Annotated in this window: 15 protein-coding genes; 13 read left to right on the top strand and 2 right to left on the bottom strand. The window is 70.9% G+C overall.

Annotation, left to right across the window (positions count from 1 at the left end; all coding sequences use genetic code 11):
* Nucleotides 1-3 precede the first annotated feature (3 nt).
* Both C3481_RS05700 and C3481_RS05695 read left to right on the top strand, forming a co-directional pair.
* On the top strand, nucleotides 4-1,164 hold the full coding sequence (locus C3481_RS05700) for an AMP-binding protein (protein ID WP_103841147.1): 1,161 nt from the start codon (nucleotides 4-6) through the stop codon (nucleotides 1,162-1,164).
* Nucleotides 1,165-1,175: 11 nt separating this feature from the next.
* Nucleotides 1,176-2,144 (top strand): 1,4-dihydroxy-2-naphthoate polyprenyltransferase, encoded by a 969-nt coding sequence (locus tag C3481_RS05695; protein WP_103841145.1) that lies wholly within the window; start codon nucleotides 1,176-1,178, stop codon nucleotides 2,142-2,144.
* A gap of 18 nt (nucleotides 2,145-2,162) precedes the next feature.
* On the opposite strand, the gene C3481_RS05690 is transcribed toward C3481_RS05695, so the two are convergent.
* The gene (locus C3481_RS05690) at nucleotides 2,163-2,423 is read right to left on the bottom strand and encodes a DUF4229 domain-containing protein (RefSeq protein ID WP_023952191.1); all 261 of its coding nucleotides are present in this window, start codon (nucleotides 2,421-2,423) and stop codon (nucleotides 2,163-2,165) included.
* 53 nt (nucleotides 2,424-2,476) lie between these two features.
* Here C3481_RS05690 and C3481_RS05685 point away from each other — a divergent pair, with 53 nt between their 5' ends.
* Nucleotides 2,477-2,881: a PLD nuclease N-terminal domain-containing protein gene (locus C3481_RS05685; protein ID WP_023952189.1), complete on the top strand. Its 405-nt coding sequence runs from the start codon at nucleotides 2,477-2,479 to the stop codon at nucleotides 2,879-2,881.
* A 1-nt stretch (nucleotide 2,882) separates the two neighbouring features.
* A complete protein-coding gene (gene menD, locus C3481_RS05680; RefSeq protein WP_103841143.1) occupies nucleotides 2,883-4,694 on the top strand; it encodes a 2-succinyl-5-enolpyruvyl-6-hydroxy-3-cyclohexene-1-carboxylic-acid synthase in 1,812 nt (603 codons plus the stop codon).
* 36 nt (nucleotides 4,695-4,730) lie between these two features.
* On the opposite strand, the gene C3481_RS05675 is transcribed toward menD, so the two are convergent.
* Nucleotides 4,731-6,023 (bottom strand): isochorismate synthase MenF, encoded by a 1,293-nt coding sequence (locus C3481_RS05675; protein ID WP_103841141.1) that lies wholly within the window; start codon nucleotides 6,021-6,023, stop codon nucleotides 4,731-4,733.
* Nucleotides 6,024-6,048: 25 nt separating this feature from the next.
* Between C3481_RS05675 and C3481_RS05670 the strand changes: the two genes are divergently transcribed.
* The 9 genes from C3481_RS05670 (at nucleotide 6,049) to C3481_RS05630 (ending at nucleotide 14,879) form a co-directional block, all read left to right on the top strand.
* Nucleotides 6,049-6,591 (top strand): DUF402 domain-containing protein, encoded by a 543-nt coding sequence (locus C3481_RS05670; RefSeq protein WP_023952183.1) that lies wholly within the window; start codon nucleotides 6,049-6,051, stop codon nucleotides 6,589-6,591.
* 117 nt (nucleotides 6,592-6,708) lie between these two features.
* Nucleotides 6,709-7,446 (top strand): bifunctional demethylmenaquinone methyltransferase/2-methoxy-6-polyprenyl-1,4-benzoquinol methylase UbiE, encoded by a 738-nt coding sequence (ubiE, locus tag C3481_RS05665; RefSeq protein WP_146053626.1) that lies wholly within the window; start codon nucleotides 6,709-6,711, stop codon nucleotides 7,444-7,446.
* A gap of 48 nt (nucleotides 7,447-7,494) precedes the next feature.
* Nucleotides 7,495-8,550 carry a polyprenyl synthetase family protein gene (locus C3481_RS05660; protein WP_036304658.1) on the top strand — a complete coding sequence of 352 codons (1,056 nt, stop codon included), beginning with the start codon at nucleotides 7,495-7,497 and terminating at the stop codon, nucleotides 8,548-8,550.
* 52 nt (nucleotides 8,551-8,602) lie between these two features.
* On the top strand, nucleotides 8,603-9,988 hold the full coding sequence (locus tag C3481_RS05655) for an FAD-dependent oxidoreductase (protein WP_023952177.1): 1,386 nt from the start codon (nucleotides 8,603-8,605) through the stop codon (nucleotides 9,986-9,988).
* On the top strand, nucleotides 9,985-10,350 hold the full coding sequence (locus C3481_RS05650; RefSeq protein ID WP_023952175.1) for a hypothetical protein: 366 nt from the start codon (nucleotides 9,985-9,987) through the stop codon (nucleotides 10,348-10,350). Before C3481_RS05655 ends, C3481_RS05650 begins: the two co-directional genes overlap by 4 nt.
* A gap of 141 nt (nucleotides 10,351-10,491) precedes the next feature.
* Nucleotides 10,492-11,754, top strand: coding sequence for an extracellular solute-binding protein (locus C3481_RS05645; protein WP_103841137.1), 1,263 nt, complete (start codon nucleotides 10,492-10,494; stop codon nucleotides 11,752-11,754).
* Nucleotides 11,751-12,686 carry a carbohydrate ABC transporter permease gene (locus C3481_RS05640; RefSeq protein WP_036304657.1) on the top strand — a complete coding sequence of 312 codons (936 nt, stop codon included), beginning with the start codon at nucleotides 11,751-11,753 and terminating at the stop codon, nucleotides 12,684-12,686. Before C3481_RS05645 ends, C3481_RS05640 begins: the two co-directional genes overlap by 4 nt.
* Entirely contained in the window at nucleotides 12,686-13,534 is an 849-nt protein-coding gene (locus C3481_RS05635; protein WP_103841135.1) for a carbohydrate ABC transporter permease, read from the top strand. The genes C3481_RS05640 and C3481_RS05635 overlap by 1 nt, the downstream gene beginning before the upstream one ends.
* Nucleotides 13,535-13,577: 43 nt before the next feature.
* Nucleotides 13,578-14,879, top strand: a complete 1,302-nt coding sequence (locus C3481_RS05630; RefSeq protein WP_103841132.1) for an ABC transporter ATP-binding protein — start codon at nucleotides 13,578-13,580, stop codon at nucleotides 14,877-14,879.
* Nucleotides 14,880-14,883: the final 4 nt, after the last annotated feature.

Raw genomic sequence — 14,883 nt, 5'->3', positions numbered from 1 at the left:
GACATGGCGGTCGACCTCGTTCCGGTCGCATCCGAGCCCCGCGCGGTGCTCCGGGCCCTGCGGCAGACCCTCGACGGTGCGGGGCCGGCGCTCGCCCTCGGCGCGCCCGCCGGCCACACCGTGCCGGCGCAGGCCCCACCCGGAACCGTTGCGGTCGTCACGACGTCGGGATCGACGGGCGTGCCCAAGAGCGTGGTCCTGAGTCGGTCGGCGCTGATCGCCAGCGCCGTGTCGACCGCGGCGCGGATCGGAGAGGGGCGCTGGCTCCTCGCCCTGTCGCCCGGGTACGTGGCGGGGCTGCAGGTGATGGTCCGCAGCCTGCTCTCGGGTCATGAGCCGGCCGTCCTCGCGGGGTCGTTCTCGCCCGCCGCGTTCGCCGCGGTCACCGCGTCGATGCACTCGAGCATCGGCGGGGAGCGTGCGGGCATGTTCACCTCGCTGGTGCCGGCGCAGCTGTCCGACCTGCTCGACGCGGCTGAGACCGATGCCGCCGTCGCCGATGCTCTGCGGGCGTACGAGGCGATCCTCGTGGGCGGGCAGGCGCTTCCGGCGGCGCAGCACCAGCGCGCCTTGGAGAGGGGCGCGCGCATCGTGCGCACCTACGGCTCGACGGAGACGAGCGGCGGATGCGTCTACGACGGTGTCCCGCTCGATGGAGTGGGGGTGCGGATCGTCGCGGGCGAGGTGCAGCTGTCGGGCCCGATGCTCGCCGACGGGTACCTCGGCGAGCCGGACCGAACGGCGGCATCCTTCCTCGTCGACGACGGTGTGCGCTGGTACCGCACCGGCGACGCGGGGGAGTTCGACGGTGCCGTGCTGCGGGTGACCGGTCGTATCGACAACGTCATCATCTCCGGCGGAGTCAACGTCTCGCTCGACCGCGTCGAGGCCGTCGTCCGGGAACATGCCGGACTCGCGTCGGCCGTCGTCGTCGCGATCCCCGATGAGCGATGGGGCCAGGCCTCGGCCGTCGTCGTGCCGAGCGCGGCGCTCGCCGACGTCGGTTCCGACGTGCCGGGGCTGCTCGGCGAGCTCCGGGATGCCGTCGGTGATCGGCTCGGCAAACCGGCGCGCCCCGCACGGGTCGTCACGGTCGATCGGATCCCGGTGCTCGCGAGCGGCAAACCCGACCGTGCGGCGGTGCGTCGCATGCTCGCGATCTAGGATGATCCCTCGTGGCTCGTTCGTCTCGCTCCCCGAAGTCGTCCCGTCCTGCACCGCGCGGCGGCAACCCCGCCAAGCGCGGCCTCGTGTCGGCACCGCCGCCTCGGACGGCCACGGCGCGCGACTGGATCGGCGCCGCGCGTCTGCGCACGCTGCCGCTCGCGATCACCCCGGTTCTCATCGGCACGGGCGCAGCGATGCTCGTCGATCGACAGCTGCACTGGGTCATCGCGCTGTGCTGCCTCGTGGTCGCCGTCGCGCTGCAGATCGGCGTCAACTACGCCAATGACTACAGTGACGGCATCCGCGGCACCGACGATGTGCGCGTCGGCCCCGCCCGGCTGACCGGGGGCAAGCTCGCGAAGCCTCGCACGGTGCTCGCCGTCGCCCTCGGGTTCTTCGGGCTCGCGGCCGTCGCCGGTATCGCGATCGTCGTGCGCACCGGTCACTGGTGGATGCTGCTGATCGGAGCGGCCTGCGTCGTCGCCGCCTGGTTCTACACGGGAGGCAAGCGCCCGTACGGCTATGCGGGTCTCGGCGAGCTGTTCGTCTTCGTCTTCTTCGGGCTCGTCGCGACCGTCGGCACGACCTTCGTCCAGGCCGGATCCGTTCCCCAGGAGAGCTGGTTCGGTGCGGTGGGTGCGGGGCTGCTCGCCTGCGCCGTGCTCCTGGCGAACAACCTCCGCGACATCGACCAGGACCGGATCGCGGGCAAGCGCACGCTCACGGTGCTCATCGGCCGAACGGCCACCCGCATCGTCTTCACGCTGTTCGTTCTGGCGCCGTTCGCGATCGCCGTTCTGCTCGCGCTGGTCTACCCGATCGCATGGCTGAGCCTGTTCGCGCTGCTGCCCGCTCTGTCGGCGATCCTCATCGTGTGGACGTATCGCCAGCCGCGTGAGCTGGTCGTCGCGCTGGCGCTGACGTCGTTGACGTCGGTCGCTTACGGTGCGTTCCTGTTCTGGGCCTTCGTCGGCTGAGATGGCAGCGAGCCGCCGTCAGGATGCGGCGTCTTCGGCCTCAGCGTCGGCCTGCGCGCCCGAGCGGCGGCGCGTGCGCCGTTCGGCGAGGCCGGTCGCGACGTCGTCGAGCGGCCGGCGCAGGAAGATCATCGACAGGCTCAAGCCGATGAGGGCGGCGAAGATCGCCGCGAGCCAGTAGAACTCGCGCATGATCGGGAAGAGCATCATGATGCCGAAGGGGATCAGGAAGGCGAGGAGCCGCAGCACCGAGTAGACGACGGCCGAGCGGGCGTTCATCCGGCCATTCTACGTCCGGGCCGAGCACCCCGCCGGACGCCTAGGATGGGAGGATGGCGCGGCTCCTGCTCATCGGTGTGCTGCTGGCACTCGCCTTCTGGGTGTACAGCATCGTCGACTGCGCGCTCCAGGACGCCACGCGGCACCGCGGCGTCAGCAAGCCGGTGTGGATCCTCATCGTCGTCCTGCTGCCCGTGCTGGGCGGCATCCTGTGGTTCGTCGTCGGACGTGCGCGCCGAGCCAGTGCTCCGGTGCGCCGTGCGCCGGATGACGATCCCGAGTTCCTGGGCAGTCTCGGAACGGTCCGCGACCAGGACGAGCGCATCCGCCGTCTCGAGGAGGAGCTCGCCGCCCTCGACGCCGAGGCCGACGACCCCCGCGACATCCCGCCCACGCGCTCGTCGCAGAGCGACGACGACGCCGAAGGACCGGCCGGCTCACGCGGTCCGCGCGCCTGAGATGAGCGGGGCCGAACACGCTCCGACGCCGGCGGATCGGGCTCCCGCGACCGACGCCGCGGCGGCGCTTCTCGGCGCCCTGGTCGCCGGGGGAGTGCGCCACGTCGTCCTCAGCCCGGGGTCACGGTCGCAGGCGCTCGCGCTCGTGGCGGCCGAACTGGAGCAGCGCGGCCTGATCCGCCTGCACATCCGCATCGACGAGCGCGTCGCTGGATTCACCGCGCTCGGCATCGGGCGTGAGACGCGGATGCCGGCAGCCGTCGTCTGCACGTCGGGAACGGCGGTCGCGAACCTCATGCCCGCGGTTCTCGAGGCGCACCACTCGGGGGTGCCCCTGCTGCTGCTGACCGCCGACCGCCCGCCCGAGCTGCGCGGCATCGGCGCCAACCAGGCCACGCGCCAGCCCGGATTGTTCTCGGGCTTCGTCCGGCTCGAGGCCGACGCCCCGACCCCGGAGGACGTCGACGCCGACCCGACCGCGGCGCAGTCGGCCGACGTCGCCGCCCTCGCGGTCGAGGCTCTCGCCGCGACTCGCGGCGACCGGTCGCGCCCGGCGGGCCCCGTGCACCTCAACCTGCCGTACCGGAGCCCCCTGTCGGGCGCCCTCCCGCCGTGGCTCATCGACGTGGATGGCGAGCCCGCCCTCGCCCCCGATACCCGCCGCGCCGCCGCGGACGCGGCCGCCGAGTCGACGGTCTCGGGGGCGCACTATCAGGGCGGCGGCGGGATCGGCCAAGCCGAACCCCCCACGCCCCTCGAACCCGTGGAGCTCACCCGCGGTCCGAACACGCTCGTCGTCGCAGGCGCGGATGCCGGTCCGGCGGCGGAGGAACTCGCCCACGTGGGCGGCTGGCCGCTCGTCGCGGAGATCGTCAGCGGCGCGCGCTTCGGACGCAACCTCGTCCACGGCTACCGAGCGGTGCTCTCGCGTCCCGAGCTGGCCGACGCCGTCGAGCGGGTCGTCGTGTTCGGGCATCCGACGCTCAGCCGCGAGGTGGCCGGGCTGCTGTCGCGCCCGGAGGTCGAGGTGTGGGCCGTCCGTGGTCCGGGCGAAGACCTCAACCTCAACGGCACGACGACAGCGGTGTCCGCGGTGTCCGTTTCGCCCGGGGCAGCCGACCGCGCCTGGCTCGGCGCCTGGATGCGCGCATCGCGTGACGAGGCGGTCGACCTGAGCCCCGCGGCGCCCGACGTCGACGGGCTCGCGTCGGCGGTGCCGCAGGAGCGCCTCGGCGCCATCTCGGCGGAGATGGCCGTGCTCAAGGCGCCGCTCGACCGCGAGTCGCTCGTCGACGCGGTCTGGCGGGCCAGCTGGCCGCACGATCGTCTCCTGTTCGCCTCGTCGAGGCTCGTCCGGGTGGCCGACACCGTGCTCGGGGGCAAGAAAGTGCCGGTGCACGCCAATCGCGGGCTCGCGGGCATCGACGGCATCGTCGCGACCGGGGTGGGCATCGCGGTCGCGAGCCAGGACGACGCGCGGGCCGGCGTGACCCGGGTGCTCACCGGCGACCTGTCTCTGCTGCACGACGTCGGCGCGCTGCTGCTCCCCGGCGCCGAGGACGAACCGCGGATCCAGGTCATCGTCGGCAACGACGGCGGCGGAACGATCTTCGATGGGCTCGAGGTCGCCGGAACCGCGCCGCCGGAGGCTGCTGACCGGGTGCTGTTCACCCCCCACGAGGCACGCCTCGAGCAGCTCGCGCTCGCCTACGGGTGGGAGTACCGGCGCATCACGACGCGCTCGGCGCTCGATCAGGCGCTGACCTCGCCCGTCGGCGGGCGCCAGCTGATCGAAGTCCCGCTGGTGCGCTGAGTACCGCTGAGCCGCGAGCGGCGCACGATCGCCCGCTCAGGCGAGCGCGTCGATGATCGGGCGGAACTTCACCCGCGTCTCGAGCATTTCCGATTCCGGGTCGCTCGCGCCCACGATGCCCGCCCCGGCGTAGGCGGTGAAGGGCATCGAGGCGCCGTCGTCGGTGCGTTCTCCGGGACGGAACTGCGCGCATCGCAGCGCGATGGCCCACTCCCCGTCGCCGTTCGCGTCGATCCAGCCGACGGGACCGGCGTAGCGTCCGCGGCTGAAGGGTTCGAGGCGGCGGATCTCGTCGAGCGCGTTGGGGGTCGGTGTGCCGGCGACGGCCGCCGTGGGGTGCAGCACCGCGACGAGGTCGAGGGCTGAGGCATCCCCGGCGAGCTCGCCCTCGACGTCGGTCGCCAGGTGCCAGACGTTGGGCAGCTTCAGCATGAACGGCTGTTCGCCGGCGACGAGCGACGAGGTCGACGGGCGAAGCGCCTCGAGGACGCTGCGCACCGCGTAGCCGTGCTCGTCGAGATCCTTCGTGCTGGTGGCCAGGTGCAGCGATGCCGCGGTGTCGGCGTCGGCGTCTGCTCCGCGCGCGATCGTCCCGGCGAGGACGCGCGCGGTGACGGTTCCGCCCGACACCGTCACGAGGGTCTCGGGACTCGCTCCGATGAGGCCGTCGACGGCGAATGCCCACGTGTCGGGGTACGCCGACGACAGCGCGCGGACGAGCCGCCGCAGGTCGGCGTCCGCGGGAACGGTGCCGGCGAGATCGCGAGCGAGGACGACCTTCTGGAGGTCGCCCTGGAGGATCGCGTCGACGCCCGCGCGCACGATCTCCTGGTAGCCGCCGGGAGGCAGCGCTCCGGGGCCGGTCGTCGCCGACCAGTGCGGGCCGAACCCGGTCGCGGCGAGGAGGGATGCGACGGGATCCGAGCCGTCGGCGGTGATCGCGGTCACCCACGCGCGCGATCCGCGGCGGCCCACGACGGCCCGAGGCACCGCGAAGTGCAGCGCCGGGGTCGTCGCGTCGGCGCGGTCGTCGGGGCGGGGATCGAACGGCAAGGCGCCGAAGGCGACGAGGCCCGATCCGGGCAATCCGACCGCGTCGTCGATCTCGGCGGTGGCGACCGTTCTGCGCCACCAGTCGGCCGCTTCGCGCGGACCGGGGTTCGCGTCGGCCGGACCGAAGGCCGCGGCGGTGCCGCGCGCCACGAGGATGTCGCCGCGTCGCGACCACACCGTGGGGTTCTGCGGGTCGGCGAACACCAGCAGCTCGTCGGGTGCCTCGATCTCGCGAGTGACCACGCGCAGCCGGGCGGCGGGCGCAGAATCGTTCACCCGACCAGCCTAGACTCGGCGCGTGATGCTCCGCCCCGTACCGGGAACCCCGGTGATCTTCCGCTGGCGCAAGTGGAACGGCGGCACCCACTGGGTGCACGCCTGCATCTATCTCGGCAGCGACGAGCACGGCGACTGGTTCGGCCAGCGGCCGGGCGACGGCAGCAACCGGCCCGGACGCGACTTCGTCGCGACGCACCCCTGCGTCATGCTCCTTCCGCCTGTCGGAGAGTGGGTGCTGACGATGAACGCGCCGCCTCATCCCACCCGCGTCTACATCGACATCGCCTGGGACGCCCGCTGGGACGAGGGCGGCGAGCCCACCGCGATCGACATGGACCTGGATGTCGTCGACTCCGCCACCCGCGGTATCTGGATCGACGACCGCGACGAGTGGGAGGAGCATCGCGTGGCCTACGGGTACCCGCGGGAGATCGTCGCCGAGCTCGAGGCTCTCGCTGTCGACCTCGAGGCGGCGGTCACCGCGCACCGCCCGCCCTTCGACGCGCCCACGGCCGACCACTGGCTCGGCATCCTGGCATCCCTCCCCGCCCCCTCGGCCCCCTGACTCCCGTCCCACTCGCCGAGGTCCCACTTCGGCCGGGAAACCCCGGCCCAGACCCGGCCGAAGTGGGACGTCGCGGAGCGGGGCTGGACGGTCACGGCCGCGCCTAGACTCGAGGGCGTGACCAGCGAGCCCAACCGCGCCGACCTCGGCAAGGACCCGTCGCGCGTCAGCGGCATGTTCGACCAGGTGGCCGGCGCATACGACCGCACCAACGACGTCCTCAGCCTCGGACAGGACCGCCTCTGGCGGATCGCGGCCACGCGCGCGATCGACCCGAAGCCGGAGGAGCGCATCCTCGATCTCGCCGCCGGAACGGGTGCGAGCTCCGTCTCGCTCGCGCGCAGCGGCGCCGAGGTGGTCGCCGCGGACTTCTCGCCGGGCATGATCGCCGAGGGCGTCCGTCGCTACGGACCGCAGGCGCCGGGCGGCGGCATCCCGAATCTGTCGTTCGTCGAAGCGGATGCCACGAACCTGCCGTTCGGGGATGCCGAGTTCGACGTCGTCACCATCTCGTTCGGGCTCCGCAACGTCAACGAGCCGAAGAAGGCGCTCGCCGAGATGCTGCGCGTCGCCAAGCCCGGCGGACGTCTGCTCATCAGCGAGTTCTCGCAGCCCCCGTCCCGCGCGTTCGCAGGGCTCTACCGCTTCTACAACGACCGGGTGCTGCCGCTCGTCGCGCGCGTGGTGAGCTCCAACGCCGAGGCCTACGACTACCTCAACGAGTCCATCCGCGACTGGCCCGACCAGCGCACCCTTTCCGGGTGGATCCGCGAAGCCGGCTGGGACGAGGTCGCCCACCGCGATCTGTCGTTCGGCATCGTCGCGCTGCATCGCGCTGTCAAGCCCGCCGGCTGAACCGGCTCGCGCGGATCGGCGCCGCCGCCCGGCCGGTAGGCTGGAGAGGTGACATCGAGCCCATCCGCGCCGCGGCTGGCGAAGCACCTCGGGATGACCGAGCGGATCTTCGCCGGACCCCGCACCCGCAAGCTGCTCGCGACCGTCGAAGCCGGGCTCGAGCGCGTAGAGACGCGCCTCGGCGATGAGCTCACCGTCAGCGACGCTCTCGTCGACGCCAAGACGCGCTACCTCTACGAAGCGGGCGGCAAGCGGCTGCGGCCCATGCTGGCGCTACTGACCGCCCAGCTCGGCGACGGTGCGACCGAGGACGTCATCGCCGGAGCTGCGGCGCTCGAGCTGACCCACCTCGGTTCGCTCTATCACGACGATGTCATGGACGGCGCCGACAAGCGACGCGGCGTCCCCAGTGCGCACGAGGTGTGGGGCAATAACGTCGCGATCCTGACCGGTGACCTGCTCTTCTCGCGCGCGAGCCAGCTCATGGCCCGCATCGGCGAGCGGGCGATCCGCGTGCAGGCCGACACGTTCGAGCGTCTCGTGCTCGGTCAGATGCACGAGACGATCGGCGCCCAGCCCGGCGACGATCCGGTCGAGTTCTACATCCAGGTGCTGGCCGACAAGACCGGTTCGCTCATCGCCGCCGCAGCTCAGGTGGGTGTGCTCTTCTCGGGCGGACCGGAAGAGCTCGCCGAGCCGCTGCTCGCGTTCGGCGAGAAGGCCGGCGTGGCCTTCCAGCTGCTCGACGACGTCATCGACCTGTCGGCCGACCCCGAGGCGACGGGCAAGGTGCCGGGCACCGACCTGCGCGCTGGCGTGCCGACGATGCCGTACCTGCTGCTGACCCGCGCCGACGACGAAGCCTCGCGTGAGCTCGCCGCCACGATCGACCGCGGCGTGGCCGAGATCGCCGAAGGCGCCGACCCCGCGATCCTCGACGAGCCGCTCGCCCGGCTGCGCGATCACGCCGTCACGGCCGAGACGCGCCGGCTCGCCGAGAAGTGGGCCGATGACGCCGTCGCGGCCCTCGCGCCGCTTCCCTCCGGCGCCGTGCGCGACGCATTGACCCGGTTCGCCGAGGTCGTCGTCGACCGCGCCAGCTGACACAGACCCCGCTGCGCCCGCGCTCGGGTGCGACCAGGAACGAGGAACACCCATGACCAAGCTGAGGCTGGCCATCGTCGGAGCCGGTCCCGCCGGCATCTACGCCGCGGATCTGCTGCTGAAGGCCGAGCGCAAGTTCGACGTCTCGATCGACCTGTTCGATCACCTGCCCGCCCCCTATGGGCTCGTCCGGTACGGCGTCGCGCCCGATCACCCCCGCATCAAGGGCATCATCAACGCCCTCCGTGATGTCATCGACAGCGGCGACATCCGGCTGTTCGGCAACGTGCGCTTCGGCGAGGACCTCACCCTCGACGACCTCAAGCACCACTACAACGCCGTCATCTTCGCCACGGGGGCGGTGCGCGACGCAGCACTCGACATCCCCGGCATCGACGCCGACGGCTCATACGGCGCGGCCGACTTCGTCAGCTGGTACGACGGTCACCCCGACTTCCCGCGCGAATGGCCGCTGGATGCCGCATCCGTCGGCGTCATCGGCAACGGCAACGTCGCGCTCGACGTGGCCCGCCTGCTCGCCAAGCACGCCGACGACCTTCTCGTGACGGAGATCCCCGACAACGTCTACGAGGGGCTGCGCTCGTCGGCGGTGACCGATGTCCACATCTTCGGGCGTCGCGGACCGGCGCAGGTGAAGTTCACCCCGCTCGAGCTGCGCGAGCTCGGCGACCTGCGCGACGTCGACCTGGTCGTCTACGACGAGGACTTCGACTACGACGAGGCCTCGAAGGCGGCGATCGCGTCGAACAAGCAGGTGATGGTCATCGACCGCGTGCTGCAGTCCTGGCGCCAGCGCCCGGGTGCGAACGGCCTCGGGGGAGAGGCCTCGCGCCGCCTGCACCTGCACTTCTACGCCAAGCCCGTCGAGGTCAAGAAGGACGCCGACGGCCGTGTCGCCGCGCTCGTCTACGAGCGGACGCGTCCCGATGGCCAGGGCGGCGTCGAAGGCACCGGCGAGCTGCGCGAGGTCGCACTCCAGGGGCTCTACCGCGCGGTCGGCTACTTCGGGTCGCCGCTGCCGGGCGTGCCGTTCGATGCGACGCACGGCGTCATCCCGAACCACGAGGGTCAGGTGCTGCACGAGGACTCGAACGAGCGGGTGCCGGGCGTGTACGCGACGGGGTGGATCAAGCGCGGACCCGTCGGTCTCATCGGTCACACCAAGTCCGACGCGATGGAGACCGTGCGCCACGTCATCAACGACCAGGGATCGTGGTGGCAGCCGGCCGACCCGTCCGAGCAGGGCGTCCTCGACCTGCTGACCGAGCGTGGCGTCGCCTGGACCGACCTCGACGGCTGGCACCGGCTCGACGAGCACGAGATCGCGCTCGGCGCCCCGGCCGAACGCGCGCGCGTGAAGGTCGTCGACCGCGACGAGATGGTCAGCATCTCGCGCGGCGAAGAGGCCGGGCGATGACCTTCCGGAGCAAGCAGACCCTCGACGCGTGGATCGAGGAGTTCCAGCGGTTCGGATACCCGCTCGCGGTGAAGGTCATTCCGCAGGACGGCAGCCTCGGCCGCGACACCGGACTCGTCGCGATCACCATGATGAACGCCCAGACCGTGACCTACATCGAGCCCGACGTTCCCGGCGGCAACACGTGGCGCATCACGTTCGAGGCGCGCGAGACCGAGCTGCGTCTGGGCGCGGGTGGGGCGCTCGCCCTGTCGACCGAGCTCGCGATGGTGTCGACCCTCTGCGCGTTCCTCGAGACGAAATCGCACGCGTTCGCGGGTGACGACCCCGCCGAGATCGAGAGCCCGGTCGCCGCGGACTGACCGTTCGCCTCGCCCGCTCGACGTACTACAGCGCATCGGGTTGGGCAACCCGTGGTCGCGGCGTTCCTCCGACGCCATGATGGGTGCACGCCCGGTGCCGTGAGCGCGCCGGGGCGCGACGATACGGAACGAGGAGGCCCGATGCGCACGACCCGGGTCCTGGCAGCCGCATCGGTGGTCGCACTCGCAGCGACGCTCGGCGCCTGCGCCCCCGATGACGGCGTGCCCACGCTCACCTGGTACATCAACCCCGACGACGGCGGGCAAGCGCGGATCGCCGCGGCCTGCACGGATGCCGCGGACGGCGCCTATCGCATCGAGACATCGCTGCTACCGCGTGACGCGGCCTCGCAGCGCGAACAGCTCGCCCGGCGTCTGGCGGCCGGCGACACCTCGCTCGACATCATGAGCCTCGACCCGCCGTTCATCCCCGAGCTCGCCGAGCCCGGCTTCCTCGACGAGGTCCCGGGCGACCTGCAGGACACCGAAGGCATCGTCCAGGGTGCGGTCGACTCGGCAAGCTGGGATGGCGAGCTGGTGACCGTGCCGTTCTGGGCCAACACGCAGCTGCTCTGGTATCGGCAGTCGGTGGTCGACGCCGCCGGTCTCGACATGTCGCAGCCGGTCACCTGGGACGACATCATCGGCGTCGCCGAAGAGCAGGATCTTCGGCTGGGCGTCCAGGGCGCGCTGGCCGAGTCGCTGACGGTGTGGATCAACGCTCTCGTCGCGTCGGCCGGCGGCGAGATCCTGAAGAACCCCGAGGCGCCCGCCGACGAGCTCGAGCTCGGACTCGACAGCGAGGCGGGCCGGGCCGCGGCGGAGATCATCCACCGCATCGGTGCCGACGGGCTCGGCGGCCCGGGTCTGCCGACCGCCGACGAGAACGCCAACATGAACCTGTTCCAGGGCGAGCAGGGCTCGTTCATGGTCAACTGGCCGTTCGTGTGGCCGGCGATGACCGGTGCCGATCCCGCCATCGCCGATGACCTGGGCTGGGCCGTCTACCCGCGCGTCGACGCCGACGAGCCGGCCGCCCCTCCCGTGGGCGGCATCAACCTCGGCGTCGGTGCGTTCAGCAAGAACCCCGACCTCGCCTGGCAGGCCGTCGAATGCATCGTCCAGCCTGAGAACCAATCGGAGTACTTCGTCACCGACGGCAACCCGCCGTCCAACGCCGCCGCCTACGACGACCCTCGCGTGCAGGAGGAGTTCCCGATGGCCGACACCATCCGCGAGTCGCTCGACCTCGGTGTGCCGCGTCCGCAGACGCCGTACTACAACGAGATCTCCATCGGGCTGCAGCGCACGTGGCACCCGCCGGCAGCGGTGGACCCCGACACCACTCCGAGAACGTCGAGCGAGTTCATCCTCGCCGTCCTGCGCGGGGAGCGTCTGCTGTGAGCACGCGGGAGAGTGCGGCGGCGCGGCCCCGGCGCTCCGCTCGGGCGCGTGCGGAGGGGCGACTCGGCTGGATGCTGGCGGGCCCGGCGTTCGTCATCATGCTGCTGGTCACGATGTATCCCATCGGGCAGGCGCTGTTCGACTCGCTGTTCAGCCTGCGGCTCACCGCCCCCGACGAGCGGTCTTTCGTCCTCTTCGAGAACTACCGGGTGGTCCTCAGCGACCCCGCGTTCTGGCGGTCGATGGGGGTCACCCTCTTCATCACGGTCGTGACCGTGCTGTTCGAGCTGATTCTCGGCTTCCTCCTCGCGCTCGTGATGCACCGGGCGATCAAGAAGCTCCGCGGTCTGGCGCGGACCGCGATCCTCGTGCCTTACGGCATCATCACGGTCGTGGCGGCCTTCGCCTGGTTCTACGCGTTCGACATCAACTCGGGCGGGTACGTCAACAACTGGCTGAGCTGGATCCCGGGGTTCGACCCCGAGCTCAACTGGTTCGCCGAGCAAGGCACCTCCCTCGTGGTGATCATCTTCTCCGAGGTGTGGAAGACGACGCCGTTCATCTCGCTGCTGCTGCTGTCGGGCCTCGCCCAGGTGCCCGGCGATCTGGAGGAGGCCGCGAAGGTCGACGGGGCCACCGGATGGGAGGTCATGCGTCGCGTCATCCTGCCGAACATGAAGGCCGCGATCATGGTCGCGGTGCTCTTCCGCACGCTCGAGGCGTTCCGCATCTTCGACAACATCTACATCATGACCGGCGGTGCCAACGACACCGAGGCGCTGTCGCTGCTCGCGTACAACACCTCGATCGGGCGCCTCGAGATCGGGCTCGGCTCGGCGATCTCGGTGCTGCTGTTCCTCAGCGTCCTGATCATCGCCGCGATCTTCATCAAGGGCTTCAAGGTCGACCTGGCGACGGGACGGAACTCCTGATGCGCACGCTCACCTGGCCGCAGCGGATCGGATGGGCCGCGATCATGATCGCGGTGCTCGTGTGGTCGCTCTTCCCCGTCTTCTCGATCCTCATGACCTCGTTCAAGACTCCGTCGGGTCTGTTCTCGGGCACTCTGCTCCCGCAGGAATGGACGCTCGAGAACTACACCGAGATCCTCGCGCCCGGCGGGGGAGCGCAGGACCTCTTCCTGCCCGCCCTGCGCAACTCCGTGGGGATCTCGCTCATCGCGACCTTCGTCGCCGTCGTGCTCGCGACGCTGTGCGCCTACGCGATCGCCCGACTGGAGTTCCGCGGCAAGCGCATCATCCTCGTCACGGCACTCGCGGTCTCGGTGTTCCCGATCGTGTCGATCGTGACGCCGCTGTTCAACCTGTGGCGGGTCATCGGCCTCTACGACACCTGGCTCGGCCTCATCATCCCCTACCTCTCGCTCACGCTGCCGATCGCGATCTGGACCCTCGCGGCCTTCTTCCGTCAGATCCCCTGGGAGCTGGAGCAGGCGGCGCAGGTCGACGGTGCCACGCCGTTCGAGGCCTTCCGCAAGACCGTCGTGCCGCTCGCGGCACCGGGTGTCTTCACGACCGCGATCATCGCGTTCTTCATCGCCTGGAACGACTTCGTCTACGGCATCTCGCTCACCTCGACCAGCGGCGCGCGTCCCGTGCCCGCCGCCCTGTCGTTCTTCACCGGAGCGTCGCAGTTCGAGCAGCCCACCGGCGCGATCTCGGCAGCAGCCATCATCGTGACGATCCCGATCGTTGTGGTCGTCGTCATCTTCCAGCGCCGGATCGTCTCCGGCCTCACGCAGGGCGCGGTCAAGGGATGACCTCCAGCATCTCCGCCGCCGCGTCGACCTCGAAGGGAACGTCATGGCCTCCATCACGCTGAAGAACATCGTGAAGACGTACGACGACGGCTTCACGGCGGTCAAGGGCGTCGACCTCGACATCGCCGACGGCGAGTTCGTCATCCTCGTCGGGCCCTCCGGATGCGGCAAGTCGACGCTCCTGCGGATGATCGTGGGGCTCGAGGACATCACCAGCGGCGAGATGCTCATCGACGGCGACGTCGTGAACGACAAGGCGCCCAAGGACCGCGATCTCGCGATGGTGTTCCAGAACTACGCGCTGTACCCGCACCTCACGGTCTACGAGAACATCGCCTTTCCGATGCGGTTGAAGTCGAGCAACGTGCCCGACGACGAGATCGACGAGCGGGTCCGGCGCGCGTCGAGCCTGCTCGAGCTCGACGAGCACCTCGACCGCAAGCCCGCCAACCTCTCCGGCGGTCAGCGTCAGCGGGTGGCGATGGGGCGCGCGATCGTCCGCAACGCCCGGGCGTTCCTCTTCGACGAGCCGCTGTCGAACCTCGACGCCAAGCTGCGCGGGCAGATGCGCACCGAGATCGCGCGCTTGCAGCGCTCGCTCGGCACGACGACGGTCTACGTCACCCACGATCAGACGGAGGCCATGACGCTCGGCGACCGGGTGGCGGTTCTGCGCCGCGGAGAGCTGCAGCAGGTGGCCAGCCCGCGCGGCCTGTACGAGCAGCCGGTCAACCTCTTCGTCGCCGGCTTCATCGGGTCGCCGCCGATGAACTTCCTGCACGGCACGGTCGAGGGTGACACCCTCAAGCTGCCGATGTTCGACGTTCCGCTCGATGACCGGCTGCGCCGCGCGATCGGGGACCGCGAGCTCGTCATCGTCGGCGTGCGTCCCGATGCATTCGAGGATGCCGAGACCTCGGACCGTCCGCTCGAGGGTGGTGTGCGCGCCGAGGTCGACGTCGAGATGACCGAGTGGCTCGGCGAGGTGCTGTACGCCTACATCCCGTTCGACGTGGAGGAATCGGTCCGCGAGAAGCTCGCCGAACTCGACCGCGATCTCGACGGGGAGGGGCTGCGCACCGAGCTCGTCGTGGCGCTCGACTCGCTCAGCAACATCCGCGCGGGCGATCCGGCGACGCTGTGGTTCTCACCCGACTCGCTGCACGTGTTCGACCCCGAGACGGGCGAGAACCTCACGCGCGACGAGCAGCGTGCGGCGAAGCTCGAGGACGACGCCCGCGAGCAGCGCAAGCGCGCGCTCCAGCGCGCCCAGGAGCGCGAGGCCCGTCGCACCGGCTCCGGTGCAGGCTCGGGCTCAGGTGCGCAGCAGAGTTCCGCCGCCTGACGCT

The organism is Microbacterium sp. Ru50 (assembly GCF_002920555.1).
Classification (GTDB): Bacteria; Actinomycetota; Actinomycetes; order Actinomycetales; family Microbacteriaceae; genus Microbacterium; species Microbacterium arborescens.
The sequence above is the reverse complement of the archived record's forward strand: the minus strand, read 5'-3'. Positions and strand labels throughout refer to the sequence as shown.

Excerpts from the sequence above, each read along its gene's own strand:
- C3481_RS05700 (WP_103841147.1), top strand. The coding sequence starts at position 4 with ATGGCGGTCGACCTCGTTCCGGTCGCATCCGAGCCCCGCGCGGTGCTC.
- C3481_RS05690 (WP_023952191.1), bottom strand. The coding sequence starts at position 2,423 with ATGAACGCCCGCTCGGCCGTCGTCTACTCGGTGCTGCGGCTCCTCGCC.
- C3481_RS05685 (WP_023952189.1), top strand. The coding sequence starts at position 2,477 with ATGGCGCGGCTCCTGCTCATCGGTGTGCTGCTGGCACTCGCCTTCTGG.
- menD (WP_103841143.1), top strand. The coding sequence starts at position 2,883 with ATGAGCGGGGCCGAACACGCTCCGACGCCGGCGGATCGGGCTCCCGCG.
- C3481_RS05670 (WP_023952183.1), top strand. The coding sequence starts at position 6,049 with ATGCTCCGCCCCGTACCGGGAACCCCGGTGATCTTCCGCTGGCGCAAG.
- C3481_RS05655 (WP_023952177.1), top strand. The coding sequence starts at position 8,603 with ATGACCAAGCTGAGGCTGGCCATCGTCGGAGCCGGTCCCGCCGGCATC.
- C3481_RS05650 (WP_023952175.1), top strand. The coding sequence starts at position 9,985 with ATGACCTTCCGGAGCAAGCAGACCCTCGACGCGTGGATCGAGGAGTTC.
- C3481_RS05645 (WP_103841137.1), top strand. The coding sequence starts at position 10,492 with ATGCGCACGACCCGGGTCCTGGCAGCCGCATCGGTGGTCGCACTCGCA.
- C3481_RS05635 (WP_103841135.1), top strand. The coding sequence starts at position 12,686 with ATGCGCACGCTCACCTGGCCGCAGCGGATCGGATGGGCCGCGATCATG.
- C3481_RS05630 (WP_103841132.1), top strand. The coding sequence starts at position 13,578 with ATGGCCTCCATCACGCTGAAGAACATCGTGAAGACGTACGACGACGGC.